Source organism: Streptomyces sp. NPDC056480, from assembly GCF_042795405.1.
Lineage (GTDB): Bacteria > Actinomycetota > Actinomycetes > Streptomycetales > Streptomycetaceae > Streptomyces.
In genome coordinates this window covers 19,253-42,779 of sequence record NZ_JBHTSA010000043.1, presented here as the reverse complement: position 1 = coordinate 42,779, position 23,527 = coordinate 19,253, and the positions used below count along the sequence as shown (strand labels likewise).

At 68.4% G+C, this 23,527-nt stretch carries 19 protein-coding genes, 1 pseudogene, 1 CRISPR repeat array and 1 riboswitch; of the genes and pseudogenes, 7 read left to right on the top strand and 13 right to left on the bottom strand.

Features of this window, described 5'->3' with window-relative positions; translation table 11 throughout:
- Positions 1-5: 5 nt before the first annotated feature.
- The 5 genes from ACFQ79_RS20315 to dhaK all read right to left on the bottom strand — a co-directional run bounded on the left by ACFQ79_RS20315 (position 6) and on the right by dhaK (position 3,584).
- Positions 6-422: an energy-coupling factor ABC transporter substrate-binding protein gene (locus tag ACFQ79_RS20315; protein WP_383585378.1), complete on the bottom strand. Its 417-nt coding sequence runs from the start codon at positions 420-422 to the stop codon at positions 6-8.
- On the bottom strand, positions 419-1,117 hold the full coding sequence (locus tag ACFQ79_RS20310; RefSeq protein ID WP_383585376.1) for an energy-coupling factor ABC transporter permease: 699 nt from the start codon (positions 1,115-1,117) through the stop codon (positions 419-421). The genes ACFQ79_RS20315 and ACFQ79_RS20310 overlap by 4 nt, the downstream gene beginning before the upstream one ends.
- A 28-nt stretch (positions 1,118-1,145) precedes the next feature.
- Positions 1,146-1,353, bottom strand: a riboswitch (cobalamin riboswitch).
- Between the two features lie 100 nt (positions 1,354-1,453).
- On the bottom strand, positions 1,454-1,900 hold the full coding sequence (locus ACFQ79_RS20305; RefSeq protein WP_383585419.1) for a PTS-dependent dihydroxyacetone kinase phosphotransferase subunit DhaM: 447 nt from the start codon (positions 1,898-1,900) through the stop codon (positions 1,454-1,456).
- A gap of 29 nt (positions 1,901-1,929) precedes the next feature.
- Entirely contained in the window at positions 1,930-2,565 is a 636-nt protein-coding gene (dhaL, locus tag ACFQ79_RS20300) for a dihydroxyacetone kinase subunit DhaL (RefSeq protein WP_383585374.1), read from the bottom strand.
- A gap of 26 nt (positions 2,566-2,591) precedes the next feature.
- Complete coding sequence (gene dhaK, locus ACFQ79_RS20295) at positions 2,592-3,584, bottom strand: dihydroxyacetone kinase subunit DhaK (protein ID WP_383585372.1); 993 nt, start codon at positions 3,582-3,584, stop codon at positions 2,592-2,594.
- A gap of 260 nt (positions 3,585-3,844) precedes the next feature.
- On the opposite strand from dhaK, the gene ACFQ79_RS20290 reads away from it, so the two are divergent.
- Both ACFQ79_RS20290 and ACFQ79_RS20285 read left to right on the top strand, forming a co-directional pair.
- Entirely contained in the window at positions 3,845-7,144 is a 3,300-nt protein-coding gene (locus ACFQ79_RS20290; protein WP_383585370.1) for a hypothetical protein, read from the top strand.
- A 494-nt stretch (positions 7,145-7,638) separates the two neighbouring features.
- Complete coding sequence (locus tag ACFQ79_RS20285) at positions 7,639-7,872, top strand: hypothetical protein (protein WP_383585368.1); 234 nt, start codon at positions 7,639-7,641, stop codon at positions 7,870-7,872.
- A 189-nt stretch (positions 7,873-8,061) separates the two neighbouring features.
- On the opposite strand, the gene ACFQ79_RS20280 is transcribed toward ACFQ79_RS20285, so the two are convergent.
- On the bottom strand, positions 8,062-10,077 hold the full coding sequence (locus tag ACFQ79_RS20280; protein ID WP_383585366.1) for an ATP-binding protein: 2,016 nt from the start codon (positions 10,075-10,077) through the stop codon (positions 8,062-8,064).
- Between the two features lie 519 nt (positions 10,078-10,596).
- Here ACFQ79_RS20280 and ACFQ79_RS20275 point away from each other — a divergent pair.
- Together ACFQ79_RS20275 and ACFQ79_RS20270 are read left to right on the top strand one after the other, a co-directional pair.
- Positions 10,597-11,136, top strand: a complete 540-nt coding sequence (locus tag ACFQ79_RS20275; RefSeq protein ID WP_383585364.1) for a hypothetical protein — start codon at positions 10,597-10,599, stop codon at positions 11,134-11,136.
- Positions 11,137-11,146: 10 nt separating this feature from the next.
- Positions 11,147-11,650 (top strand): hypothetical protein, encoded by a 504-nt coding sequence (locus ACFQ79_RS20270; RefSeq protein ID WP_383585362.1) that lies wholly within the window; start codon positions 11,147-11,149, stop codon positions 11,648-11,650.
- Here ACFQ79_RS20270 and ACFQ79_RS20265 read toward each other — a convergent pair.
- Positions 11,628-12,095: a hypothetical protein gene (locus ACFQ79_RS20265; RefSeq protein ID WP_383585360.1), complete on the bottom strand. Its 468-nt coding sequence runs from the start codon at positions 12,093-12,095 to the stop codon at positions 11,628-11,630. The two genes, ACFQ79_RS20270 and ACFQ79_RS20265, sit on opposite strands and share 23 nt — an antisense overlap.
- Positions 12,096-12,429: 334 nt before the next feature.
- Here ACFQ79_RS20265 and ACFQ79_RS20260 point away from each other — a divergent pair, with 334 nt between their 5' ends.
- Positions 12,430-13,182, top strand: coding sequence for a transposase family protein (locus tag ACFQ79_RS20260; RefSeq protein ID WP_383585357.1), 753 nt, complete (start codon positions 12,430-12,432; stop codon positions 13,180-13,182).
- A gap of 83 nt (positions 13,183-13,265) precedes the next feature.
- Positions 13,266-13,967 (top strand): hypothetical protein, encoded by a 702-nt coding sequence (locus tag ACFQ79_RS20255; RefSeq protein WP_383585354.1) that lies wholly within the window; start codon positions 13,266-13,268, stop codon positions 13,965-13,967.
- Between the two features lie 41 nt (positions 13,968-14,008).
- On the opposite strand, the gene ACFQ79_RS20250 is transcribed toward ACFQ79_RS20255, so the two are convergent.
- Positions 14,009-14,947, bottom strand: coding sequence for a hypothetical protein (locus ACFQ79_RS20250; protein WP_383585352.1), 939 nt, complete (start codon positions 14,945-14,947; stop codon positions 14,009-14,011).
- A 128-nt stretch (positions 14,948-15,075) separates the two neighbouring features.
- Between ACFQ79_RS20250 and ACFQ79_RS20245 the strand changes: the two are divergent.
- Positions 15,076-15,602, top strand: a pseudogene (locus ACFQ79_RS20245) (transposase family protein); the annotation flags it as partial.
- Between the two features lie 1,110 nt (positions 15,603-16,712).
- Here ACFQ79_RS20245 and cas3 read toward each other — a convergent pair.
- The 5 genes from cas3 to casB all read right to left on the bottom strand — a co-directional run bounded on the left by cas3 (position 16,713) and on the right by casB (position 23,505).
- The gene (gene cas3, locus ACFQ79_RS20240; protein WP_383585350.1) at positions 16,713-19,481 is read right to left on the bottom strand and encodes a CRISPR-associated helicase Cas3'; all 2,769 of its coding nucleotides are present in this window, start codon (positions 19,479-19,481) and stop codon (positions 16,713-16,715) included.
- Between the two features lie 87 nt (positions 19,482-19,568).
- A CRISPR array of direct repeats spans positions 19,569-20,020; the repeat unit is 25 nt; unit sequence CGGTTCAGCCCCGCGTGGGCGGAGC.
- Between the two features lie 44 nt (positions 20,021-20,064).
- The gene (locus tag ACFQ79_RS20235; protein WP_383585347.1) at positions 20,065-20,844 is read right to left on the bottom strand and encodes a type I-E CRISPR-associated protein Cas6/Cse3/CasE; all 780 of its coding nucleotides are present in this window, start codon (positions 20,842-20,844) and stop codon (positions 20,065-20,067) included.
- Positions 20,841-21,587, bottom strand: coding sequence for a type I-E CRISPR-associated protein Cas5/CasD (gene cas5e / locus ACFQ79_RS20230; protein WP_383585344.1), 747 nt, complete (start codon positions 21,585-21,587; stop codon positions 20,841-20,843). Before cas5e ends, ACFQ79_RS20235 begins: the two co-directional genes overlap by 4 nt.
- Positions 21,584-22,891 carry a type I-E CRISPR-associated protein Cas7/Cse4/CasC gene (locus ACFQ79_RS20225; RefSeq protein WP_383585341.1) on the bottom strand — a complete coding sequence of 436 codons (1,308 nt, stop codon included), beginning with the start codon at positions 22,889-22,891 and terminating at the stop codon, positions 21,584-21,586. Before ACFQ79_RS20225 ends, cas5e begins: the two co-directional genes overlap by 4 nt.
- A complete protein-coding gene (casB, locus tag ACFQ79_RS20220; RefSeq protein WP_383585338.1) occupies positions 22,888-23,505 on the bottom strand; it encodes a type I-E CRISPR-associated protein Cse2/CasB in 618 nt (205 codons plus the stop codon). Before casB ends, ACFQ79_RS20225 begins: the two co-directional genes overlap by 4 nt.
- Positions 23,506-23,527: the final 22 nt, after the last annotated feature.

The following is a 23,527-nucleotide window of genomic DNA, read 5'->3' as shown; positions in this document are numbered from 1 at the left end:
GGCGACTACGCGCCCGGCCCGCCGGCGGACCCGCCACCCGGGCCGCCCTCGTGGTCCGCGGTCACGGTCGCGGTCGGGATCGCGGCCGAGGCATCGGCATCGGCCGGCCCGGCCGCCCCGGCCCGCGCCGCCCCCTGCCGCCGGCCGCGCCGCAGACCGAAGTAGTACGCCAGGACACCGGCGCCGAGGGCGGCCTGCAGGGCGAACAGCGCCGACTCGATCTCCCCGGACGGCGGCTCGTAGAGCGGGCTGAACCACGGCTCGTAGTCCGGCTGGAGTTCCGTGATCGCGGTCTCGGCCTCCGCGTCGGCCCCGGCGAAGGGCTCCTCCTTGTGGTCCCCGAGCCCCAGCGCGAGCGGCAGGACCGCGAGCGCGGCGACGACGAGCAGCAGCAGGGCGTTGATCTTCGTGTTCCGGTTCATCGCGCGGCCGCCTCCTCGCGTCGCTCCGACGTGCGTCCGGTGAGGACGCCGAGCCGGATCAGGTCGCCCTTGCTGGACTGGGTGAGCAGCCGCATCACGAGCACGGTGAGCAGGCCCTCGCTGACCGCGAGCGGAATCTGCGTGACGGCGAAGATCCCGCCGAACTTGGCGAGCGCGCCGGGGATGCCGCTGCCCGGGTCGGGGAAGGCGAGCGCCAGCTGGACGCTGGTCACGCAGTACGTGGACAGGTCGGCGACGAACGCGCCGAAGAAGACGGCGACCATCAGCGGGGCACCGAACCGGCGCAACAGGACGAAGGCCCCGTATCCCGCCCAGGGCCCCACGATCGCCATGGAGAAGACGTTCGCGCCGAGCGTGGTCAGCCCGCCGTGGGCGAGCAGCAGGGCCTGGAAGAGCAGGGTGATCGTCCCCAGGACCGCCATGATCGGCGGCCGGAACAGGATGGCACCCAGGCCCGTACCGGTTGGATGGGAGCAACTGCCGGTGACCGAGGGCAACTTGAGTGCCGACAGGACGAACGTGAAGGCGCCGGCGGCGCCGAGCAACAGGGTGGACTCAGGATTCGACCGCACCTCGCGGGTCAGCGCGCGGACCCCGTGGACGACGAACGGCGCGGACGCGACGCCCCAGGCGGCCGCGTGCACAGGGGGCAGATACCCCTCGGCTATATGCATGGTTGGGAGACCCTCTCCAGCACCTCGTGGATGGACAACGCACCCTGGCCGGTCTCCTGGCTGACGGTCATTCCGCCCGACTCCGCCTTCCCACACCACGACGGTCTCCCGACGTGGTCCAGTGGCTTCCCCGAGGGTGTTCCCCGCGGGGGTGGAGCCGGACCTCCCGATCACAGTGGCGAGGGCCGCACCGGTACTGCACCGGTTTCCCGTACACCAAGGCCCTGCGACATTAGTGCGTTGACCTGCTGGATCACAACACGGTCGCCACCGGGTGCGGCCCCACGCTCACTCCCCGAAGTCACCCCGCGGTCACTCCTGCGGTCACTCCTGCGGTCACGCCTTGCGGTAGGCGTACGCCTCCGACGCCGCGGCCGCCACGGCGTCGAGGTCCCCGCCCGCGCTCGCCGTGACCAGGGCGGCGACCGCGCCCTCGACGAACGGCGCGTCCACGAGCCGGGAACCCTCGGGAAGTTCGTCGCCCTCGGCGAGGAGGGCCTTCACGGTGAGTACCGCGCTCCCCAGATCGACGAGGATCGCCACACCGGCGCCCCGGTCGACGGCCTTCGCCGCCTCGGCGATCAGCTCGGAACTCGTCCCGAGACCGCCATCCGGGGTCCCGCCGGCCGGGAGGATCGGGGCGAGGCCCCCGCCACCGGCGAGCCCCCGTGCCAGCTCGGCCACGGCGGTCGCGACGGCGGCGCTGTGCGAGACGAGCACGATGCCGACGGACTTGGCCCCGGCCCCGGCCCCGGCCCCGAAACCGGTCGACCCGGGGGCGATCCCACCCGATCCCGTCCCGCTCGCGGTGCTCACGAGGCTGCCTTCGTGCCCGGGGTCCCCGTACGTGCGATCTCGTCGAGCGCGGCGAACAGCAGCGCCGAGGACGTGGCCCCGGGATCCTGGTGTCCCACCGACCGCTCGCCCAGATAGCTGGCCCTGCCCTTGCGTGCCCGCAGGGGTACGGTCGCGAGGGCGCCCTCCTCGGCCGCCGTTCGGGCCGCGCCGAACGAGTCCCGCAGCGCCTCGACGGCCGGCACGAGCGCGTCGAGCATCGTCTTGTCGCCCACCTGCGCGCCGCCCAGCTGGGACACCGCGGCCACGCCGGAGCCGAGCGCCTCCGCCAGCTGCTCGCGGGTGACGCGCTCGTCGTCGCCGAGCGTCTTGCCGGTACGGCGGAGCAGCGTGCCGTACAGCGGTCCCGAAGCGCCGCCCACGGTGGAGATCAGCTGCCGCCCGGCGGTGGCGAGCACGGCGCCCGGCGTCGCGGGCGGGTCCTTGGCCAGGGTCTCGGTCACGGCGGCGAAGCCACGCTTGAGATTGGCGCCGTGGTCGGCGTCGCCGATCGCCGAGTCGAGTTCGGTGAGCCGGTCCGCCTCGCGGTCGACGGCCTCGGCCACAGCGGCCAGCCAGCGGACGAGGAAGTCGGCGTCGAAGGTCTGCGTCATGTCGGTCCCCTCTTCTCTCGCTCTGCTCACCGGCCCCAGCGCAGCGCGGGCGTCTCCACGGGCGCGTCCCAGAGGCGCAGGAGCTCCTCGTCCACCTCGCACAGGGTCACGGAGCAGCCGGCCATGTCGAGCGAGGTCACATAGTTCCCGACGAGGGTCCGGGCCACCGGCACACGCCGCTCGCCCAGGACGCGTTGCACCTCGGCGTTGAACCCGTACAGCTCGAGGAGCGGGGTGGCGCCCATCCCGTTCACCAGGGCGATGACGGGCCCGGACGGGCGGAGGTCCTCGACGACGGCGTCGACGGCGAAGTCCGCGATCTCGCGGGAGGTCATCATCGGGCGCCGCTCGCGACCCGGTTCGCCGTGGATGCCGATGCCCAACTCCAGCTCGCCCTCCGGGAGATCGAAGGTGGGGCTGCCCTTGGTGGGGGTGGTGCACGCGCTGAGGGCGACGCCGAAGGAGCGGCAGCGCTCGTTGACCCGGCGGGCGACGGCCTCGACGCGCTCCAGGGGAGCGCCCTCCTCGGCGGCGGCGCCCGCGATCTTCTCCACGAAGAGCGTGCCGCCGGTCCCGCGCCGGCCCGCCGTGTAAAGACTGTCCGTGACGGCGACGTCGTCGTCGACCAGGACCTTGGCGACCTGGATGCCCTCGTCCTCGGCGAGCTCCGCCGCCATCTCGAAGTTCAGCACGTCGCCGGTGTAGTTCTTGACGACGAACAACACCCCGGTGCCGCTGTCGACGGCGGCCGCGGCGCGCACCATCTGATCGGGCACCGGGGAGGTGAACACCTCCCCGGGACAGGCGGCCGCGAGCATCCCGGGCCCCACGAACCCCCCGTGCAAGGGTTCGTGCCCGGAACCGCCGCCGGACACCAGCGCGACCTTCCCGGCCACGGGCGCGTCCCGCCGCACCACGACCCGCCGCTCCACGTCGACGGTCAGCTCGGGATGAGCGGCGGCCATGCCGCGCAGCGCGTCGGCGACGACGGTCTCGGGGACGTTGATCAGCATCCTCACGGATACCTCCTGGTGAGATTAGCAGGCAAGCTGCTGAGCTGTGTCTCAGCAGGTCAGAGCATGTGAGGCGAGATAATGATCTTGACGGTTCGTGGCGGCGAGGGGCGGTTCTGTGCGGTACTGATGCTGACCCAATGCTGACTTTCCTGACTGCTCAGCAGGTTTGATTTCCCTGTGCGAGCTTTGCGAGTGCGCATCGCGGTTGCAATTATCGGCGCGAGATCGCTTGTACGCACGGGTGCGTGGGAGAATCTCTCGGCGTGGCTCAGTACGACGTTCCTCCACTCACCTCCGACGTGACTCCCGACTCCGCCGTCGAGGGCCCTGCAGCGGACCGATGGCTGCCCGTCGCGGTGGATTCCGACCTCGGCAATCCACCCAGTGGCGGTACCCCTGGGCGCAGGCCACCCGGTGAAGATCTTGACCTGGCGATCGGGTGGGACCGTTTCGAGAAGTTGATGCTGGCCGTCTCGAGTCGCGTCCTCGCCATCCGCGGGATCAAGTTCCGCCGCTACGGGGTCCAGGGGCAGGTTCAGCACGGCATCGACCTTGCCGGCCGGGATGTGGACGGTCGGTTCGTCGTCGTCCAATGCAAGGACTACCAGGAGTTCACCGCGGGAGACCTGAGGAAGGCGGTGGAGACATTCACCCGCGGAAGGCGGCCGTTCGGTGCCGGCCATCTGATCATCGCCACTTCCGCCTCGACCGAGCGCACCCAACTGGCAGACGAACTGGCGACTCTCCAGAGGGAGCACGAGGACCTCGAGCTGGACCTGTGGGGCGCCGAACAGATCAACGACTTTCTCCGGTACCAGGCTGACGTCGTTGCCCGGTTCTGGACTCGTGAGACGGCGGAGGCGTTCTGTACCGGGGCGCCCCTTCCGGGCACACCTGCTCCTCCCCCTGATCGCCAGGAACAGGCGGACCGCATCCTCATCGGACCGCTCAAGACGAATGATGTGAGGCCGATCCTGCGCGCAGCGGAGGTCGAGCGAGCGTCGGCACCGGATCAGTCGGCCAGAAAGTACGGCGAACTCGCCCGGCGACTGGAGGACGCCGGCTTCCGAGGACACGCGAGCGTGCTGAGGAGCCGGCAGCTGGAGACGCTCAGGGAAGCCGGCCTGCTCCACAAGGCCGCGGAACTCGCTGGCCATCTCGCTGCCACAGCGCTCCATAATGGCGACAGGTTTGAGCCCAGAAGACTCTCACGGCTTCTGGATGATCTGTCCCGCGGCGAGGAGTCGGCCAGGTCGGATCATGCTGCGACGATCGGACAACACGCACGGCTCATTCACGCAGCCGTCGACGCTGTCCTCCACCCCCTCGGCGGCGCGTCCGGCAAGTTTGCCGAGGCCTTGAACGGAGGTAGCGCCGAGACGGCGACCTACCAGCCTCTCTTGGTCCTCCACTTCGCCGAGCGTCAGTTCGCAATGGAGCCTGATCTGCTGGCGACGCAGAGAACCCTCATTGACGGCGCCATTGCGCAGGCGGAGCACCAGGCCAACGACGCATACAGCGATGACGTCGTGATGAGGTTGCGTCTCGTACGCGCCGAGTACGACGGTGCCGAACGTCGGACCCTCCTGAGGGTGGCCCGGCAGGGTGCCGTCCCGGGGCGGCACGCGGCGCTCATCAAGTCGCGGGAAGCGCGGAGGTACTGCCTCGAAGGGCGAGCCGAAGAAGCTGTGGACGCCTGGAGAGAAGCCGTCCACGACGCCATTCATGCGGGACTGACCGAAGAGGCGGCCCACTGGCTCTACGCGATTCGTGCCGTGAATGTTCAGTATGGTCCTTTGACTGCGGAGATCGACGACGAGCACCGCTTGGCGCAGGCGCTGCGCGCGACAGGGTCCGGCCGTGCACTGGACCGCGTGCGGGACCCAAGGGAGCAGGCGATGTCCTCCTTGGTGCGCAAGAAGCCGATCGAGGCGGTTCTCTCGGCTCGGTGCTGGCTCACCGACAGCGTCGTAACCGGTAGCTGGGCCCACGAAACCGAGGCAGCCGACCTCCTGGGAGACCTGTATACCGACAGCGGCGAAGCCTCGTTGGCTGCCTCGTACTACCAGCGGGCGGGCAAGTCGAAGAAGCTTATGAGCCTTGCCGAGGGAGCAGGCGACCGTCTGCTGCCGATCGAATCCCTGCACGAAGGGCCATGGTGGGTGCGCCATGCTCGAGCGGCACTGGTGGCAGCACAGGCCGACCTGATCCCGGACGATCGCGCAGTCCGACTGCTCGACGATCTGACCGACCTGGCAATAAGAGGTCTCGCCGGTGAGCTTGCCGAGTCGCCGACGCAGAGCCTGACCATTCAGGCAGTCAAGAGCGCCTGTGCGCTGGTCTCCCGTGGGACAGAGGCGCAGACCGCGCGTCTGCTCGATCTGTTGGCTTCGGAAGTACCCCGTGAGCCAGGCCACTACCGCTTCATCGACGACGATCACGCGTCCGCCTGCGTCGGCATCGCCTCCGCACACGACGATCTGGCCGACTCCGCCCTCACCCGCTTGTTCGACCTTGCCGGCCACGGTGTTCAGAAGGCATCGAGCCTCATCACGGAGGGCCCCGTCCTCCAGCTCGTGAGGGCCGGTTCCCATCGGAAGGATCCTGCTGACGAGGAGGTCCCACCGAGCCCCCTCACCGAAGAACAACGCGGAGCACTACGCATCAAAGCAGCGGATTTCGTGGCCGAAAAGCTCTTTCTCGCCGATGTCATCCTCGCCGAACTCGACCCCGGTCACCCGAGCGTCCGTGAACAAGCGGCTCAAGCGCGCGATCGCATCCTCGGGCGACCGGAACCAGATCCGCACCGCGTTGCGTTCGGCACGCGCATGGTCTCCGATTCCTTCCTGGTCGGGTTCCTGGGCGAGGAAGACCGGAAGAAGTGCCTCGCCAAGCTCTTGGATGTTGCAGGCGACACGCGAGAAGCGGCGCTCAACCGGCAGGATGCCCTCACCGCGGCCCGGAATCTGGCGATCCAACTGCCGGCAGAGACCCAGCCCGCGACGTTTCAGTTCAGCAAGACTTTTGTACTCGGCGAACGCGACGGGAGCCACCTCGATGAAACAGTGACCGGCAGACCCCATCCCTTGAGTTCGTTCAAGATCGGCTCAGCTTCGGCGTCTCTGCGGGGCCAAGGCCTGTATCTTGCCGCGGCTTCGGCCACGGCCTTGGACGAGAAACAGTGGGTCTGCGACCGGGCGCTTGATCTCCTGCACAGTGATGACCGCACCCTCGTGCAAGCAGCCGCCGTCACGCTCAGCGCGATCGGAAGCGATGTGACACGAGACATCGACGTCAACCTCCTCGCGACGCATCAGCACACTGGCGTTCGACAAGCCAGCGCCGTCCTGTCTGTACAGCACATGGAACGCCACCAGGATCTCGCCATGAGACTGGCCAAAGACAGTGACGTACGCGTACGGCGGACCCTGGCAGAAGCAGCCACACGCGTGGCAACGGACCAGACCACGTCGGTGGCCGCGCTCCTGGATGTCCTCCGCAAGGATGTGCGGCACAGTGTCCGCGCGGCAGCGTTCCCACAACTGGGTTCCTCGGGCGCCTAAGAGAGCATCTGATCAAGGTAGTTGGTGTTCTGGCGTTCTTGTGACGGCCGGTCGTGGTGCTCGTTGTCCGGGACGTGACACCTCGACGTGCGTGGCGCAGTGACGTCCCGATGCTCGCGGGACATGGATCGAGCCCGTGTTCGTCGCCTGGCGGGCCGCCCGGTCAGGGCCCGGGACGGCAGCGAGGGTGCACGACCTGAGAGAGATCGTGAACGCGATCCTCTACGTCAACCGTACCGGGATCCCGTAGGGGTGCCTGCTGTGCAACTTCCCGCCGTTCAAGACCGTCTAACGACTACTACGCCGAGTGGGGAGGCGGACGGAACCACCGAGCAGGTCGCACGGGCCGTCGAAGACGTCCTCGGCGGTTGAAACGCGCTGCCGTCGGGTGCCCACTGGGGCGTCCGGGACAGTGGGTGCCCCTATCTGTTCGGTCAAGGTCCACGGCCAGTAGATTCGTGCGGTCAGGGGTGGGCCGAGCCGTAGGGGTGTGCATGAGCGATAGCCAGGTGACGATCAAGCTCACGAGTGACGAGGCACTGGTGCTGTCGCACTGGTTGGAGAAGCTCCAGATGACGGACCTCAGCCGCGTTGTCGACGATCAGGCGGTCTGGGCACCGATCCACCGGATCGCCGGAACGCTCGACAAGGCCCTTCCTGTGCTGTTCGCATCCAACTATCACCAGCAGCTCGAGGCGGCTAGTCAGCGGCTTCGGTCGGAGGGCTGATCGAACAGTCCGGACTCCTCACTGACGCGCCCCCTGAGACAGGGACCCGAGCTGACTATGCGGCGGATCGCCGACCCAGGCACGTTCCGAGGCGCGACCGCAGTACCTGCGAGACCGGACCTCCCGGCGCAGCGGGGCGACGGTAAGGTCTCAGGCCTGTGGCCTGGTGCTCTGTCGTCGCGCCTACTTTCACGCCAAATCCGCTGCTGCGTCCGTCGCGCCCGAGACGCCGGCTCCGGTGTCGCCTGTCTGCCCTTCACGCGGAGCTGGAATCAGAGCGCCTGGAAGGTACGGGAGATGGGAGTGACGCAGGTAGTCGATTGCCTGCTCGACCGACGGATCATGGTCGAAATGCTCCTTGAAGTACTGCAGCCGGCCCTTGCTCTCGTCGATCAGCTCCGACCATGTCTTGACCCAGACTCGGACGGTGTATTCGTTCTCCTTCAGATCCCAGATGCACCCCCGGGGCCTTCCTGCCTGCCTGGCTTCCGCTCTCAGGACCTTGCTCATCTCTGAAGTGACGAGCCAGAAGTCCCACTCGGCCCTGACGTCAGCGAACTGGGCGTCCTCGACCACGGCGAGCGCATAGCTCTTGATCTGCTGGAGCTCCTTGTCACCTACCCTGACTTTGGGTGCCTTCAACTCCACGACCAGATGCTGCTGTCGGTCGTGCTCGCGCCTGGATCTCGACAGCATGAGGTCGACGATTCCCACCGATCCGTCTTCCCGGTACACGGGCTGAGGGCTCCGGTTGCCCCGCCCGAGAAGGTCGAGGTGGCGATCGAGTACCTGGTCGAGGGAGCGATCGCTCACAAGCAACTGGTAGTGCTCGCCGAACACCCACGTCTCGTTCTCAAGGATCTTGTGGAGCTGCGACCTCTCCTTGACGAGCTTCTTGACCGCCGGATCGAAGACCATGTGTGAGAGGGCCGCGAGGAAATCCAACCTGTCCGCAACGCTCGTGGACGCCCTGATGATGCTCGACAAGCTCGTACGATTCAGCAGGCGATCGAGCTCCGACTTGTCGTCGCTCGTGAGGCGGAAGACCTCGTCGAGGATCCGGTTCACGTTGCTCGGCTGGTGCTTGACGGATTCGCGCAGCAGGGCGAGCGTGGCCTTCTGATGCTTCGCTGGCCGAGGCATATGGCGGTGAATGGTGGACGCCACGATGTCGAACGTCTCCCGCTCGACCTTCTCGGCCTCGCTCGTCGGCTCGGCGTCGTACGGGTAGAGGCCGGCGTCCTTCCACTGGTCGACCACCTCCTTGCGGCGCTCCACGGCCCGCTTCCGGAAGTACGACCTCAGGTGTTCCCGCGTGGCGGCCAGAAGCGATGCCACCGGGCCGTCGGACGCTTCGCCCAGCAGGAAGTCACCCCTGTGCTCCGTCATCCGGCCCCAGAGGACGTAGGTGGTGAAATCGAAACCGGGCGCCTGGATCCTCGTCTCCGTGATATCGACGGGGACACCGAGGGCATCGCACAGGTGGAGCTCGCGTTCCACCCGCATGTCCCATTCGATGATCCGGACAACAGCGGTCTCCATAGCGCCGTCGTGCTCGAATTCGATGCGTTCCTCGGACTGCTTCTGGATGACCGCGGTGGGCTCGATCTTCTCCCCGTCGAAGACGATCTCGACCTTGGGATACCTGGCCAGGTACGGAGCGAACTCCGTCGTCAGCAGACTCCGTGCGCGATCGGCGGTGAGGCGGTCCAGAACCACCGACTGCCGGCCCCAAGCCTCGACCAGCGTTCCCGTCGGTTCCTCCGTGGGCGCGGAGTCGCCGATCTGGAAGTCGTTGCGCGAGGCGTTGTGTGCCGTCACCGCTGTCTTCCGGCGACCGTCAATTCCCTTGGCGACGGTCGTCCACCTGATGAAAGCGCCGAGGGCGAACGCGCGCAGACGGCCTTGGCCGGCACGGCCGTGCAGGGGGCGGCCGCCGACAGTGGTGTGGCTGTGCTTCTTCCACGAACCACCGATCTTCTCGAAAGCGGTCGTGCAGCCCTCCGGGGTGATGCCCTCCCCGTCGTCCCCGATCATGACCTTGTCCACCGCACCAGTGGCCGACCGCTCGATGGTCACCGTGACCTTGGTGGCGTCCGCGTCCAGTGCGTTCCAGATGAGTTCCTTTACGGCCCCTATCGGGTCGTGTTCCCTCGCGAGGCGCTCAACGTGGTCCTCAGCCGCTTCCAGATGCACACGTCTCATCGCGCCAGTTTCGCAGGGCTTGATCACTCTGGGTAGAGGGGAGGTCAGCTCTTTGTAAGACCATCCGTTGACTTGGATGAAAGCGACGCCACGCTCTCCTCGGCCTGGTGAGAGGCGGTGTCGGAACTGGCATCGACAGCTTTGCGCTCCTGCCGGGGGACGTTGAGTGGATCGCAGAGGATCGCTTTGATGGGCCGAGCTGGCGAAGCCCACCTCTGGGCCACGGCGGACACGGTGGGGGAGGCGCTACCGCGGCGGGCCACGCCGAGGCAGCACTCCTCCAGGCGCCGTGCCGGATGGGCCGGCCGAGGGGATGACGAGCGACCGCTTCGGCGGGGTGAAGGGGTACGACGGCGACCGGCTGGACGCGCCGGAGGTCCCGGTGACCTCTCTGAAGGCCCGGGGCGGGTGTGCTGACCTGGGTTTCTGCCCCAGGGGCGAGGAGGAATTTTGAAAGTACCGCCGCCCCATGCCGAGATGCTGACAGGCTGAGCCTGAACCGGCACCGAGAGGCACCTGATGAGCGACCAACTCCCCAGCCCCGATGGCTCCGAGGACTTGGCCATCCTCGACCAGGAGCTGGCGGCGTTCTCCCGCACCTCGCTGCTGGCCCTGCTGCGTGCAGCCCTCGACTCGCCGGGCTGCGCCCGCATTCACGATCCCCTCCGACTCGCCTGGGCCCGCACCGTCGCCGCTCCCGAACGCGAGGGCCGTACTGCCGCCGCCGACGACCTGCTCACGATTCTTCAGGCGGCGTTCGCGGCCGGCTCAGACCTGGCCATCATCACTGACCGCCTCCCGAACGACATGGCCGTCGGCGTGCGTTTCGACCTCGGCGACGCCCGGTACCTGGTTCACCCCGGTGAGCTCGACCACCCGCTCATGGTGCTGCGGACCCTGCGGGACGCCGCCGACGCGGTCGACGACCACCTGGTGGTGGCGTGCGGGTTCGGAATCGGCGACGTGCTCGAGCTCGCACTGCGCCACACCGACCACGCCATCCTGCACCTGGCACCGTCCTGGCCCCCAGCAGCCGAGGAAGCCCCCCGATCCCGGTGAAGTCCAGTGCGTGGTCACCGACGCAGAGGTCACCGCTGCAGCTGGACTCGGCACCGACCACCTTCACACCGCGGGATCAGGCGGGTCGGAGAGGACGGCGCCCGCGCTGGAAGCCGCCGTTGCCGCGATTGCCAGCCTGCTCCAGGCCCACCCGGCACCTCTTGAAGCACAAGCACGGCTTCGCCGCCGTACGGTCGCCCGCCTCGCCGCCCTCCTCGGCCTCGACCACGGGGCAGACGAACCCGGAGAGGTACGCCGGATCAGTGTCCCCTCACACCGGCTGGAGATCGCGGTCGTCGCCACCCTCCATGACGACCTCGCGGCACTCGTGGAGAGAGCGCGCGCCGAACTCGCCACCGTCCCGCCCGGAGTGGGGCGGCTCGTCGTTTATACCGCCGGGCCGCGTTTCCTCGGCCCCGAGAAGATTGCTGACACCCTCTACGTCCATATCGACGAGCTCACCGAGATCCTCAGCGCCGTCGGCGGCGACCTCACGTCCAGAAGACCGGGTTGAGTGCCGCGCCGCCGCGGGCGAGCAGGATGCCGAGCATGCCGACGAGGAGCGCCCCCGGCAGCAGGAGGGCTCCGAGCCGGACGACGGCGGTGATCCGGTCCTTCAGATTGCGCAGCCGCGCGGAGGACCGCCGGGCGCGTGGAGCGCGCGCGACCCGTCCCGTGGTGCCGCGGGTGCCCCACATGGTGGCGACGGCGACCAGGGCCAACAGGATGATGCCGAGGCCGCACAGGGCCGCGAAATACGGGCCGGAGGTGCCCGCGAGCGTCGGCTCGGGGCCGGCCAGCTTGGTGGTGAGCGTCTGGCCGGGGCGCACGAGGAAGGAGAAGACGTCCCCGAGCGACTCGGGGAGCTGGTCGTCGGCGCGGCCGATGACCATGAAGACCGCGATGGCCTCACCCAGTGCCCGCGCCAGGCCGAGCAGGAGTTGCTTCGCCGGGGCCACCAGGCCAGGCCGCTGAGACGGGCCGACCCGGTCCCGCTGTTCCCAAAATGGCCCGGATTTTGGCGTGCACCTCGGCCCATTCGTCGCCCGGGTCTGCGGTGGCGTTGGTACCGCGGAGATGGATGACCTCCAATGGGGTACCTCCCGGACCAGCGACCAGAGGTATTGGCCAAACGGACGCGTGCGATTCTTCGGTGCCGGTCCCCGTCCAGCACTGACTGAGCCTTCTCCAACCTCACGGGTGGTTGGGCTGGCAGCCCTGGCGGCGGGCGTGAAGAAGGCTCCTGGTAGACGGGTTCACGACCAAGATCACCAGTCCGCCAGGATCTTTCGCGTGCTTGTCTACCCGTCCGGCATCGATCTGTCCAGCCGCACTCTGGGGCATCTCTCCGGTCTTCTCGCAGGTCACCGTCGTCGGATCGGTTCACGCTGGCGTCGCCTGACCTGCGGCCGGCAGGCCCTGCTCGTCCTGGCCCACCTGCGCTGCGGCGACACCTACGCTCGCCTTGCCGCGGGCTTCCGCATCGGGATCGCCACGGCCTACCGCTACATACGCGAGGCCGTCGACCTGCTGGCCGCCCTCGCACCCACGTTGGAGCAGGCTATGACGACCGTCCGGAAGAAGGCGTACGTCATCCTCGACGGCACCGTGCTACCAATCGACCGCATCGCCGCCGACCAGCCGTACTGCGCCGAGAAGAAGAAGCACCACGGGATGAACGTCCAAGTCCTCGCCGATCCCGTCGGACGCCTGATCTGGGCCGCGGACGCACTGCCGGGAGCCACATACGACCTGACCGCGGCCCGGACCCACGGCATACCCGCCGCCCTCGCCGCAGACGACATCAAGTGCTGGGCCGGCAAGGCGTACCAGGGCGCCGGCCCTGCGATCCGTGTCCCGATCCGTGGCAAGCACCTGCGCGGCTGGCGCCGACGCCACAATCGCGATCATGCCAAGATCCGCATCCTCGGCGAACGCGCCATGGCCCTCCTCAAGTCTTGGCGGCTCCTGCGGAATCTCCGCTGCAGCACCACCCGGATCACAGCCGCTGTCCGTGCCGTCGTTGCCCTCGAACTCGCCACCTGATCAAGATGGGAAGGGCTTCCTGCGCCGATGCCCGGCCGGCACGGTGACGGTCCGCTCGCAGGATGCTCGTAGGCTTGCATGCCATGACGACGCGGATAGTGGGGGATCAGGTGCTCAATCCGTGGACCCGCACGACCAGGAACGCACCGTATGCGGTCCCTGAAGATCTACCGCACTTGCAAGCCCTCGCCGGCACCCAAGCCCACCCCTCGCATGCGCCGTACCGGCTCAACCTGACACTCCCGCCGGAACCGTTCATTGGCCTCCACCAGGCGCCCCTGGTCATGCTGCTGGCCAACCCAGGCGTGAGCGAAGCAGACCCGGCCGCCTACGCCCGGCCCGGCGTGACCGAGCGAACCCTGCAACACATCGCGAACATCGGCGGGACCCCCAACCACTTCCTGACGCACCCCGACAAGGACCATCCAGGACTCCGGTGGTGGTCCCGGACCCTGAACGGCCTGACGAAGCAGGGGCACAGCCACAATGACCTCGCCCGACAGATCCTTGCCGTGCAGTTCCACGGCTACCATTCGCGATCGTGGCGGCCGATCCCGTACACATTGCCCTCCCAGTCCTTCGCCTTCTACCTGGTGCGCCGCGCCATGTCCCGTGAGGCGGTGATCGTACTCGGCCGCATCGCGGCCACCTGGAAGATCGCCGTGCCGGAGTTGGCGTCGTATCCGAATGTGGTGACGCCGAAACAAAACCGGAGCGTGCAGATCAGCCGGGGCAACTTCAGCCCTGAGAACTTCGAGCGGATCGAGCAAGCCCTCAAGAGCTGAGCACGCACGGCGGTGCGGTGCGCGCCCAGCGGGAAGGGTGGTCAGAGGTTGGCATGCGTTTCGGCCAGCTTCACGTCAGCTGCCCTCATCTCCCCGCATGCCTGCGGGTGCCTCTGGTCCATCTCCTCAAGCCGTACCGGCGACTTGGACAGAGCCGTGGTCGCCTGCAGGTCCAGTTCGGCGTCGAACTCGTACGGCTTTTGCGAACCGATCGGTGCCGGTCGCGGCGACGACTTCACATGCGCCATCGCCGCGATCTTTCCTTCGACCCCGCCGAAGTAGATCCACAGCCGGTCGCCGTCCCTCATCCGCTTCAGCGGCTTCCCGAGCCACCACTGGGTCGGACCGGAGTTCTCACGCGCCAGCCTCGCGACCCGCGCTGGGGTGGAGGGACCGTTCTCGATCGTGTCGCGCTCCGGGTCCAGGCAGTACAGCCAGTCCCGAGGGCAGACGACCTGGTAGACGGCGCGTCCGCCTCGGTTCGGAATCTTTTCCAGCACCTCCTGCTCGGTCAGCGCCCGCAGCAGTGCGCGGGCCCGCTTTTCGTCGGTCTCCCAGCCGTAGCTGTTCATGGTGGCGACGACGCGGGCTGGGTCCCACTCTCCGTCCTCGCCGGTCACCCGGCTCTCCAGCACCTCCGCCTGGGTCAGCCGTGCCTGGTTGCGTGGCCGGCCGTGCCGTTCCAGCAGGTCGTACAGCTTTGCCGCGCCCATGCTCGCGGCGATGCCGAGGGCGCTCCGGTCCACGGTGCCGCTTTCGTCGACCGCCACGATGGCCCTCTCCCGCCAATCCTCCAGGCCTTCCAGCAGTCTGGTCACGGCTGCGATGTCCCGCCACAGGTCATGAGGCGCGGCCTGCTCCGACAACAGAACCTTGTCTTGCAGTGCGGCGCGCACCACTCGGGCGAGTTGGTCGGAGGAGATCACAACGCTCTCCTGGCTTCCGTCGTCACCGAAATTGAAGTCAACCCGCGTCGCCATGGCAACTCCTCGTATCTAGATTGGAGAGGAGGTTACATTCTGCTTCTGTCGGCGCGCCACCGTTTTGACGGCACTGGGCAGTTGGGCATCCCGAAGCGACCGGTCAGGTCGCGGGCGCGGCCCGGAGTGAGGCCATCGAGGTCCTGGGCGCCCGCGCCCCGACCCCGGCTGAGACTATGAAGACCACCACGGCCAAGGCTTGCGTCATCCTGGACGGCACACTGCTGCGGCTCGACAAGATCACCGTCGAAACCCCGTACTACTCGGGCAAACACAAACGGCACGGCATGAACGTTCAGGTCCTCACATTCGGCCGATTGCTGTGGGCTTCCCCGGCCCTGCCCGGCTCCACCCAAGACCTGCCCGCTGCCCGCTAGCACGGGATCGTCGACGCACTCGCCGCCACGGGACTGAAGTGCTGGGCACCAAGACATACCAAGGCGCCGGATGGCACATCCGAGTCCCCTTCCGGGGGCGTCGGCTCAAGCGCTGGAAGCGACGGCGCAACAAAAGCCACGCCAAGATCCGGGGCGCTGGCGAGCAGGCCATGGCCGCCCTGAAGGACTGGCGCCTCCTGCGGAAGCTCCGCTGCGGCATCAACCGGAGCACCGGCTTCGTGAAGTCCGTCCTCGTCCTTCACTACGCCTCAACGTGAGGTTGGAAAAGGCTCACTGCCTGGGTGGACGGCACGGCCGGCCCGCCGGAGAAGATTCAGCAGGTCGGTAACGGGGCGGTAGCCGGTCCTCCTTCGGCGTGCACTCTGATTGATTCCCCAGCTCGCGTCCGCCCCTCCGCGGGCACCTGGACCGACCTCCTTTGCCGCTCGGGAAGGAGCAAGTCCTATGCGGGAACCCTTTATCCCCGGCGCAGACGCGCTGTTCGGGCAGGTTGCGGGAAGCCGTCACGACCGGTCTCCGAGCTCTGGAACTCGCTGAGCATGTCGGCGACCCGCGGGCATCGGCTTCGAACGGGCCGACCTGGCCGACCTTCATCCCTTCATCTGCTGCTGGACAAGGTCGATGTGGCATCGGCGTTGGCGCAGGCCGCCCCTCGGCGCATCGGGTACGAGGCCTCGCACGCGGCACAGCGGCAGCGCCACGGTGTCTCTGCCTGTTGCGGTACGGCTTCAGCGGCTCCAGATCGACCGCATGTCCGCCTCGGCCCGCTCGGCCCCGCCGACGCGCTCTTGGAAGATCGCCCGGCGGCTCCCCTTCGAGCACTCCGTGCACCCGACCCAGTCGGTGCTGAGGTACGCCGGCCTCGGGGAGACGCCGCTTCCGCACGCCAGGTGCCGGGACCGCCACGGCTGTCCGCTCCCGGGATAGGGCTCCAGCGGCTCATACTCGACCGCCCGCATCGTGGCGGTGTGCTTGGCCTCGGCCGTTTGACTGCGCAGACGCCCTGCATCCTCGCGATCATGTTTGATGGCTCATCAGGTAAGTCAGCATTCGGCCAGCATGAGTCCCTGCGCGTTCCGGTTTGATCGTCCCCACAAGCGCCGGTGCGGCGCGAAACCCCAGGTGGAAAGCCGTCCCGTCCGACCGGAGCAATGCTCCTCACAAACATCGGACGGGGCGTCCCGTGTAAGGTCGAGGGCACCCTTGACCTGCAGAAAGCAGGCAGGGAGCCGTCTCAGAGGAGTCCAAAGTGCTGCGCGCTCTGTTCTCCTACAACTACCACCGCCTCCAGGGCGGACAGACGCCCTATGAGCGCCTCAAGCAGAAGCCCCAGGCCCCGCTGTAATCAAGCTGTGGCAGTCGCACATCTATGCCCTGGTGAGCCCGGTGGTGGGATCGAGATAGGTGATTCTCTGGCCGTTCGTATACGTGCCGGTGGTCGCGGCGTGGGGCAGGAGCGCGGTGTCTCGGAGGGCTGGTGTCTTCTTCCAACCGGTTGGGATCTCAGTGGTGGGGTCGATGACCGATGTGCCGTTCGTGGTGATCCATTGCTGCCGGATGGGGATTGTGCGTCGCATGAGACGGCGGATCATGTCCCGATCTCCCGGCTTCACTCGCCGAGGAAGCCGAGTGCGGTTCGTACGCTGGGACGGGTGGAGCCAGCGGCTGCCGTCCGGGTCGGTCCATACAGGTAGTACGCGGATGCTGGGGTCGCCCAGGCGGGTGGTCAGGAACTCGCTGCTGAGTGTGGAATTCGTCAGCGGGTGCAGGTCTGTTCCGGTCCGGTGCCGGCGTATGGCGGCGAGGTCGGCCATGGCCTGCTTGGCGTTGTCGTCAGCCAAGCGCCGTAGGTCGTCGTCGGCGGTGTAGGTGTCGCTGTAGACGGCGTCGACGTGATGCTGGAGATCTTCGGGTACGGCAACCGGCCCGGTCAGGGTTCCCAGGTGTTCGTGGGTGCGGCGCAGCAGGCTGGCGTCGTACACCTCTCCCCAGTACGCGGGTACCGTCGGTTTGCCCTGTTGAGTGACCGGGGTCAGGACGTGAAGGGTCGGCTGCTGCGCGTACGGGGGGCGGGTGCGGCCCTGGTGCCGGTGGCCGCGGCCGGCGCGTTGCGCGAGCAGCGCGAACGGGGCGAGATCGCTGATGACGAGGTCGAAGTCGACGTCCAGGGACTGCTCGGCGACCTGGGTGGTGATGACGACTAGGGGCCGGTCGGGGCGCTTGCCGGTCGGCGCGATCCAGGTGCCGTCAGGGCGGTGGTGGGCGGGGCGGACGGGGCCGGTCCAGCGTTCGAGGCGGCGGGTGACGCCGTGCCGCTGATGGACCGGCATGCGGGCATGGAGGATCCGCACGAGAGTGCTGCTGTCCTTGTACGCGTCCTGGAGGGCGCTCTCGGTGGCCTGGGCCTCGGCGACGGTGTTGCACACGATGAGAGCCGCTCCAGGGGTCTTGGGGCTGGAGTGCAGGGGCTGGAGGATGTCGAGGATCCGGCGGGAACGCTCGCCATCCCCAGTGGCCTGCCGGGTCGGCGTGTAAGGGTGGGTGCGGATGTCCAGCCGGGTGGCGCGCGGGGACGGGTAGGGGCCGCGGCTCGTCGTTTCCCCGGTCGCATGGTCGGTGAACGTCCATCCCGGGTAGGTGGGCGTGACCTCCTGAAGCGGCGGATGGCCGGCGCCGTGCCGGTAGGCGTTCAAGAGGCTCGTCGCGATCCGGCTCGTCAGCGTCGCGGACAACACCACCACGGGCACGCCGAGCCGTCCCAGCCACTCCAGCAGGATTACGGTCAGATGGTGTCCGTGCGCGTCGTAGGCGTGCGCCTCGTCGATGATGACCGTCTTCCCCGACAGCCCCAGCCAGCGCATCGCCATGTACTTGTGCGGCAGCACGGCCCGCACGGCCTGGTCCCACGTGCCGATCGCGATCCCGGTCAGTAGCCCGCGGTGCGCACCGCGCAGCCAGTCCGATACCAGCGCCGGGTTGTCCAGGCTGGGGGTGAGGTCTTCTGGGGTGTAGTCGGCGTCGAGCCAGGCCAGGGAGTGCAGGCGGGCGACGGGTGCCTTTCCCCGGCAGTTGTGTTCTGCGTGCCGCACCAGTCGGCGGTGCATGGCGTCGGTAGTCGCCATCGTCGGCAGCAGCATCGCCAGTCCGCTCGTCCCCGAGGCTTGCCCGAGGACACGCTCGGCGAACAGAGCGATCTCCGTCTTCCCGTCCCCGGGCGCTGCGGTCGCCAGCAGCATGCCCGGCCCGTTGACCAGACCGGGGAACTCCCGCTCGATACTGGCTTGCAACGGATACGGGTCGGACAGACCCGGAAACATTCCGGCGAACGAACGGATCGCACGCCACCTCGGCGCAAGCAGCTGCGCGCGGGCCGGCACCCGTACGGCAGCCCGTCGGGCCATCAGCAGATGCCCCGCCCAGTCCCCAGCCACCCACCGGCTCTTACGATGCTGACGCTGTCGCGCTTTCAGCCACCACACCTGTGATACCAGCCAGTCCGCGAGCGACACCAGCCCCGTCGTCACCGCCGCCACTGGCGCCTGCGCCCGCCGCGTCGGCCACGCCGGAACCCCGAACAGCTCACCCGCCAGCCGCACCAGCGCACCACGCTGCTCGTCCCACCCCTCACCACCAAGACCCGGGGCCGCGACGATCGGGCACGTCAGCGACCCGTCACGGTGGCTGAGCGGCTCCCCGTACCGGCCATGGTGACCACCGAGGATCTGCCCCAACTGCTCTGTGATGAGGCGCGCTGGTCGGCCGTCCAGCGGTAGGCCGTGAATCCGATGGAGAAGTTCGGGCAGTGCCAGGTGTACGCCGTGGTCGTGATACGGCGTCCGTTCCACCGTCACCTGGTACCCGGCTGTTCCGGACACCTCATCCGCCTCCGGCTCCTGTTGCTGGAACACCGGGCTGATCTTCGCCAGATCATGGAGAAACCCTAGCCACACGTGCAACAGACGTGCCTGTTCCTCGGACAGGCCCCACCCCTCGGCCAGCATCCGCCGTTGCCGGGCACTCAGGTACCGCTGCCACAGCACCTCCATCACCGCAGCGGTGTCGATGCCGTGACAGCCCGCCGGATACGGCTTGTTCAGTCCCCGCTCCTTCCCCCACAACCGGGGATCCAGACGCATCAACGAGCATCTCCTCACAGACGTCAAACACGGGCTCCGCGTTGGCGGTGCGCACCTAGGCTGGCACGGCGTGGGCGGATGGAAGGTCGGTTCAGCCCCGCGCGGGCGGAGCGCACCTCGATCTCGAACTCGCAGTCGTGGGCGTTGTACGGTTCAGCCCCGCGTGGGCGGAGCGCACTCTTCCAGCATGAAATTGCCGGGAGCCGCGTACGGTTCAGCTCCGCGTGGGCGGAGCGCACGGGATCGCGACGCGGATGCTCGTGGACTGCGACGGTTCAGCCCCGCGTGGGTGGAGCCCCCGCACCCGCCCGATTGGGCTGGTGCGTTGTCGGCGGTTCAGCCCCGAGTGGGCGGAGCGCACCCGCGCCTCGGCCGCAGGCGTACCGACCTCCGCGGTTCAGCCCCGCGTGGGCGGAGCACACGCCATGTCCTGGTTCGTCAGGACGTAGCCCAGCGGTTCAGCCCCGCGTGGGCGGAGCTCACGCCGTACCACGGCCTACCTGCAGACCCACACCGGTTCAGCCCCGCGTAGGCGGAGCGCACCCTTCCTGAACTGCCGGGTTCTGGTGGATCTGCTTTCTCTTCACCCCGTGTGGGGTGCGAGCGAGAGGAGTCCGAGGCCGTAGGCCTGGCCCTTGCCGATGCCGTTGGTGACGGCGGCGCGGACGGCATCGGGGTCGGCGATGGTTGCGATGCCGTCGAACGCGGTCGCGCCGAGAGTGACGGCGCGCCCGCTGCTGCGGGCGGCGTTGATTCGGGGGAGTGGGGAGTCGATGACGAGTTCGAGGCGGAGTCCGTTGGCTTCGGCGGTCCGTGTCCACCAGGCGTTGATGTTGTCGCTGGTGGCAGGCAGAGTGATGCCGCGTCGCTTGGCGGCATTCCGGGCGACGCGCGCCAGGAACTCGTCCCTGATCTTGGTGGCTTCTGCGTACGACTTGCCGGCTTTGACCGCGGATTCGGCGCGGCGGTCGGCTTCCTTCTGGAGGGCTTTGGGGTCGCGGACGCAGGTGTCGGGGTTGCCGTGGATGCGGTAGCGGACGGTTCGGCCGGCGGTGATCCAGTGGAGGACGGGCGTGGCGTCGCGCTGGGCGCAGATGAGGGCGTAGTCGTCGGGGAGCCGGTCGAGGTGGAGGGGAACGGTGGCCTGGACGAGGAGGGCCGCGCCGACCGGGTTGCGTTCGGTGCGGTAGAGCAGGTTGGCGTCGCGCCGTGCGGTGGGGTTGTCCCGGTCGCGGTCGATCAGGTTCATCACGGTGCGGTGCATGTTGCCGGGGTCGGCGAGGTCGCGGTGGACGGCGCGGGAGGCGGGATTGAGCTGGATCTGGGCGAGGGCGAGCTGGCTGGTGTCGGTGCTGGTGGTCATCGCGGGTCCTCCTGGACGCTGGCGGGGATGCCGAGATGGTCGGCGAGGGCGGTGAGCCAGGCGGTGCCGAGACCGCCGTTGCGGGCGGGGATGACGCGCTGCTGCTCCCAGACGGGGCGGGGCGTCCAGGCCCTGCGGTGGCCCCGTACGGGCCGGTCGTTGTGCTGGCCGCTGTCCGAGGCGCCGGGAGCGGGTTCGCGGTCGTAGGCGAACGTGACAGGCTCGGCGTGGTGGATGGGCCGGTGCAGGGGGATCTGGTCGAGATCGTCGATGGCGCTGGCGCTGCGGGTCAGCAGCACGGGGGTGTCCGGGGGGCAGGACCGGCGCCCGAGGTAGGGGGCCCACACAGGGCGGGTGAGGGCCTCCGCGGCGTGATCGAGGACGGTGGAGGGGCCGGTGACGGCGACGGTGAACGCGGCGTCCGCGAGGTAGTAGCGGGTGGAGACGATCGGAGCGTCACGGGTTCCGCCGTCCGCCGTGTTCAGTCCGAACAGGGGGTCGTGGTTGCCGCCGACGGTGTGGAAGTCGGACAGGATGCTCCCGGGCCGGTCGACACGGATGGTGTAGGCCAACTGGTCGAGGTCGGTGTTGTCGGCATCGCGTTCCCGTCCGAGGCAGCAGGCGATCAGTCCGGTGAGCGCGGAGCGGGTCGGCAGCCGATAGGTGGGGCGTACGTTCGCCTGGGCGGGGCCGCCCCACGCCTGCAGCGCCCCGGACAGGTGGAGGATCAGGCCGTCGTTCATCCGAGGGCCTTGTCGATCACGGCGAGGGTGGTGGCCACGAACTCGTCCAGGCTGCCGGCCCGCTCGCCGAGGTGGGTGAACTCCTGGTCGGAGAGGGTCACGTGCGTGTGCCCGGCAAGCCGGTCAAGGCCGAGGAAGCGGTGATGGGCACCGGCGTGTGCGTCGAGACGACCCATGCTCGCCGTGAGATAGCCGCCGGTTGCGGTGGCGGCTACCGGCTCCTCGAACGCCCCGGCCAGGTTCACGGGCCGGTCGGTGCGCACCGCCGCATACAGCAGGTGGGGCAGTGTGTGCGGGGCGGTGCCGGAGACCTTGCCGACGTTGCGATGTGCGCTGGCCGCGCGAAGGAACGCCTCGGTGACGTCGCGGACGGTGGCGTGGTCGCCGTCGAGGTTTCCGGTCAGCTTGGTGATGTTGAGGGTGGAGTACTTGAAGAGGGTCGCGCTGTTGTACCGCTGCTCGCCGAGGTGGCCGGCGCCGGATTCCTCGCCGAGTTCCTTCAGCATGTCGTCCACGGCGGTGAAGGAGTCGATCTGGGTGGTGATCGCATGCGTGGACAGGGCGTGTGCGGTCTGGATGGCAGCCTCGACGATCGAGCCGGGCTCGTTGGCGAGCATCCGCCCGTACGCGGCGACGATCGCGTTGCGGCTGCGCAGGAGGGACAGGACGTCGTCCTTGGTGAGGAATCCGTCCTTCCTGTCGATGATCTTCTTGGCCTGTGCGGTGAGGATCGCCGTGCGGTTCTTGTCCTCCGCCTCGCTGTCGTCTTCGGGCGCCGGCTCGGTGTCGGCCGTGTCCGTGGCGGCCTTCGCCTTCCGGGATGTGGTGGCTTTCTTCTTCGTTTCCTTGTCGAGGTCGGCGTGGGCCTGTGCGATGAAGGGGGCGAAGGCGTCACGGTTGCGGTCGACGAGCTCGATGAGCTCGGTGATCGCCGTCTCCGGCAGGAACAGCAGCACGTTCGTGCCACCGTTGTCGGCGATGCCGAGCCCCTTGACCTGGGTGGACAGCAGGAGCATCTGGACGGCCGTGAGGGCTTCGGTCCGGTCCCAGCCGCGGCCGGTGAGCTGCTCCGTCGCGGTCAGGGTGGTGGCCCGGGTCCGGAATGCCTTGGCCCCGAGCATGTCCTGAACGATGTCGCGCTGGTGGTACTTCTGATGCTGCGCCGACTCGCGGCCACGCAGCACGCCGCCGTACAGGGCGGTTTTCGGGGAGCCGTTGCGGTCACGGTTGGCGGACGCGTACGGGGCCGACTGGATCTGCATGAGGTCCAGGTGGATGGCGCGGGGCAGGCTGATGCCGGTCACTTGGGGGTCTCCTCGCTGTTGGTGTTGTGGAAGCTGCGGGCCCAATCGAGGCGGACCTGCGCGGGCTGGCGGGGCCAGCGCAGGAAGTCCGCCAGGAGTGGAGGCCAGGCGATGCGGACCTGCGCGGACCGCAGGCGTCCCACCACGGCGGGGATTTCCCGCATGAGGGTGGTCTGGTCGAGCTCGGCGAGGTAGCCGAGGGTGCCGGCTGCGTTGTCGCGAGTCATGACGCCTCGGTGGCAGGCGGTCGCGAACGACCAGCCGAGGTTGTGCCAGGGCTTGAACGGCGTGTACGCCGGTGGTGCGGACGTCTCGGCCGTACGAGGGTTGGGCGCGTCGTGGGTGGCGTAGAGCGCGGCGACGAGCAGATAGGGGATCTCTGCGGCGGCGGTGGCAGGCGGCCGGTAGCCGGCCGCCATGAGGTGGTTGTAGAGAGGCCAGCGGGACTCGCCGCTCTCACCCGTGGGGTGCTCGAGGTCGGCCAGGACGATGTTCAGGCCCCGGCGCAGGTCAGCACGCCCGGCCGGAGAGGCGCAGGCGGTGCGGACGACACGCATGAACGAGCTGCGGCCGGGCTCCTGCCCGCTGTCGGCCTCGGGCGTGGTGGTGGTCATCAAGATTCCTTCGAAGTTCGGC

Coding starts and splice junctions, on each gene's coding strand:
- cas5e (WP_383585344.1), bottom strand. CDS start 21,587: ATGAACGACGGCCTGATCCTCCACCTGTCCGGGGCGCTGCAGGCGTGG.
- ACFQ79_RS20315 (WP_383585378.1), bottom strand. CDS start 422: ATGAACCGGAACACGAAGATCAACGCCCTGCTGCTGCTCGTCGTCGCC.
- casB (WP_383585338.1), bottom strand. CDS start 23,505: ATGACCACCACCACGCCCGAGGCCGACAGCGGGCAGGAGCCCGGCCGC.
- ACFQ79_RS20275 (WP_383585364.1), top strand. CDS start 10,597: ATGAGCGACCAACTCCCCAGCCCCGATGGCTCCGAGGACTTGGCCATC.
- ACFQ79_RS20235 (WP_383585347.1), bottom strand. CDS start 20,844: ATGACCACCAGCACCGACACCAGCCAGCTCGCCCTCGCCCAGATCCAG.
- ACFQ79_RS20310 (WP_383585376.1), bottom strand. CDS start 1,117: ATGCATATAGCCGAGGGGTATCTGCCCCCTGTGCACGCGGCCGCCTGG.
- ACFQ79_RS20280 (WP_383585366.1), bottom strand. CDS start 10,077: ATGAGACGTGTGCATCTGGAAGCGGCTGAGGACCACGTTGAGCGCCTC.
- ACFQ79_RS20255 (WP_383585354.1), top strand. CDS start 13,266: ATGACGACGCGGATAGTGGGGGATCAGGTGCTCAATCCGTGGACCCGC.
- dhaL (WP_383585374.1), bottom strand. CDS start 2,565: ATGACGCAGACCTTCGACGCCGACTTCCTCGTCCGCTGGCTGGCCGCT.
- ACFQ79_RS20250 (WP_383585352.1), bottom strand. CDS start 14,947: ATGGCGACGCGGGTTGACTTCAATTTCGGTGACGACGGAAGCCAGGAG.
- cas3 (WP_383585350.1), bottom strand. CDS start 19,481: ATGCGTCTGGATCCCCGGTTGTGGGGGAAGGAGCGGGGACTGAACAAG.
- ACFQ79_RS20285 (WP_383585368.1), top strand. CDS start 7,639: ATGAGCGATAGCCAGGTGACGATCAAGCTCACGAGTGACGAGGCACTG.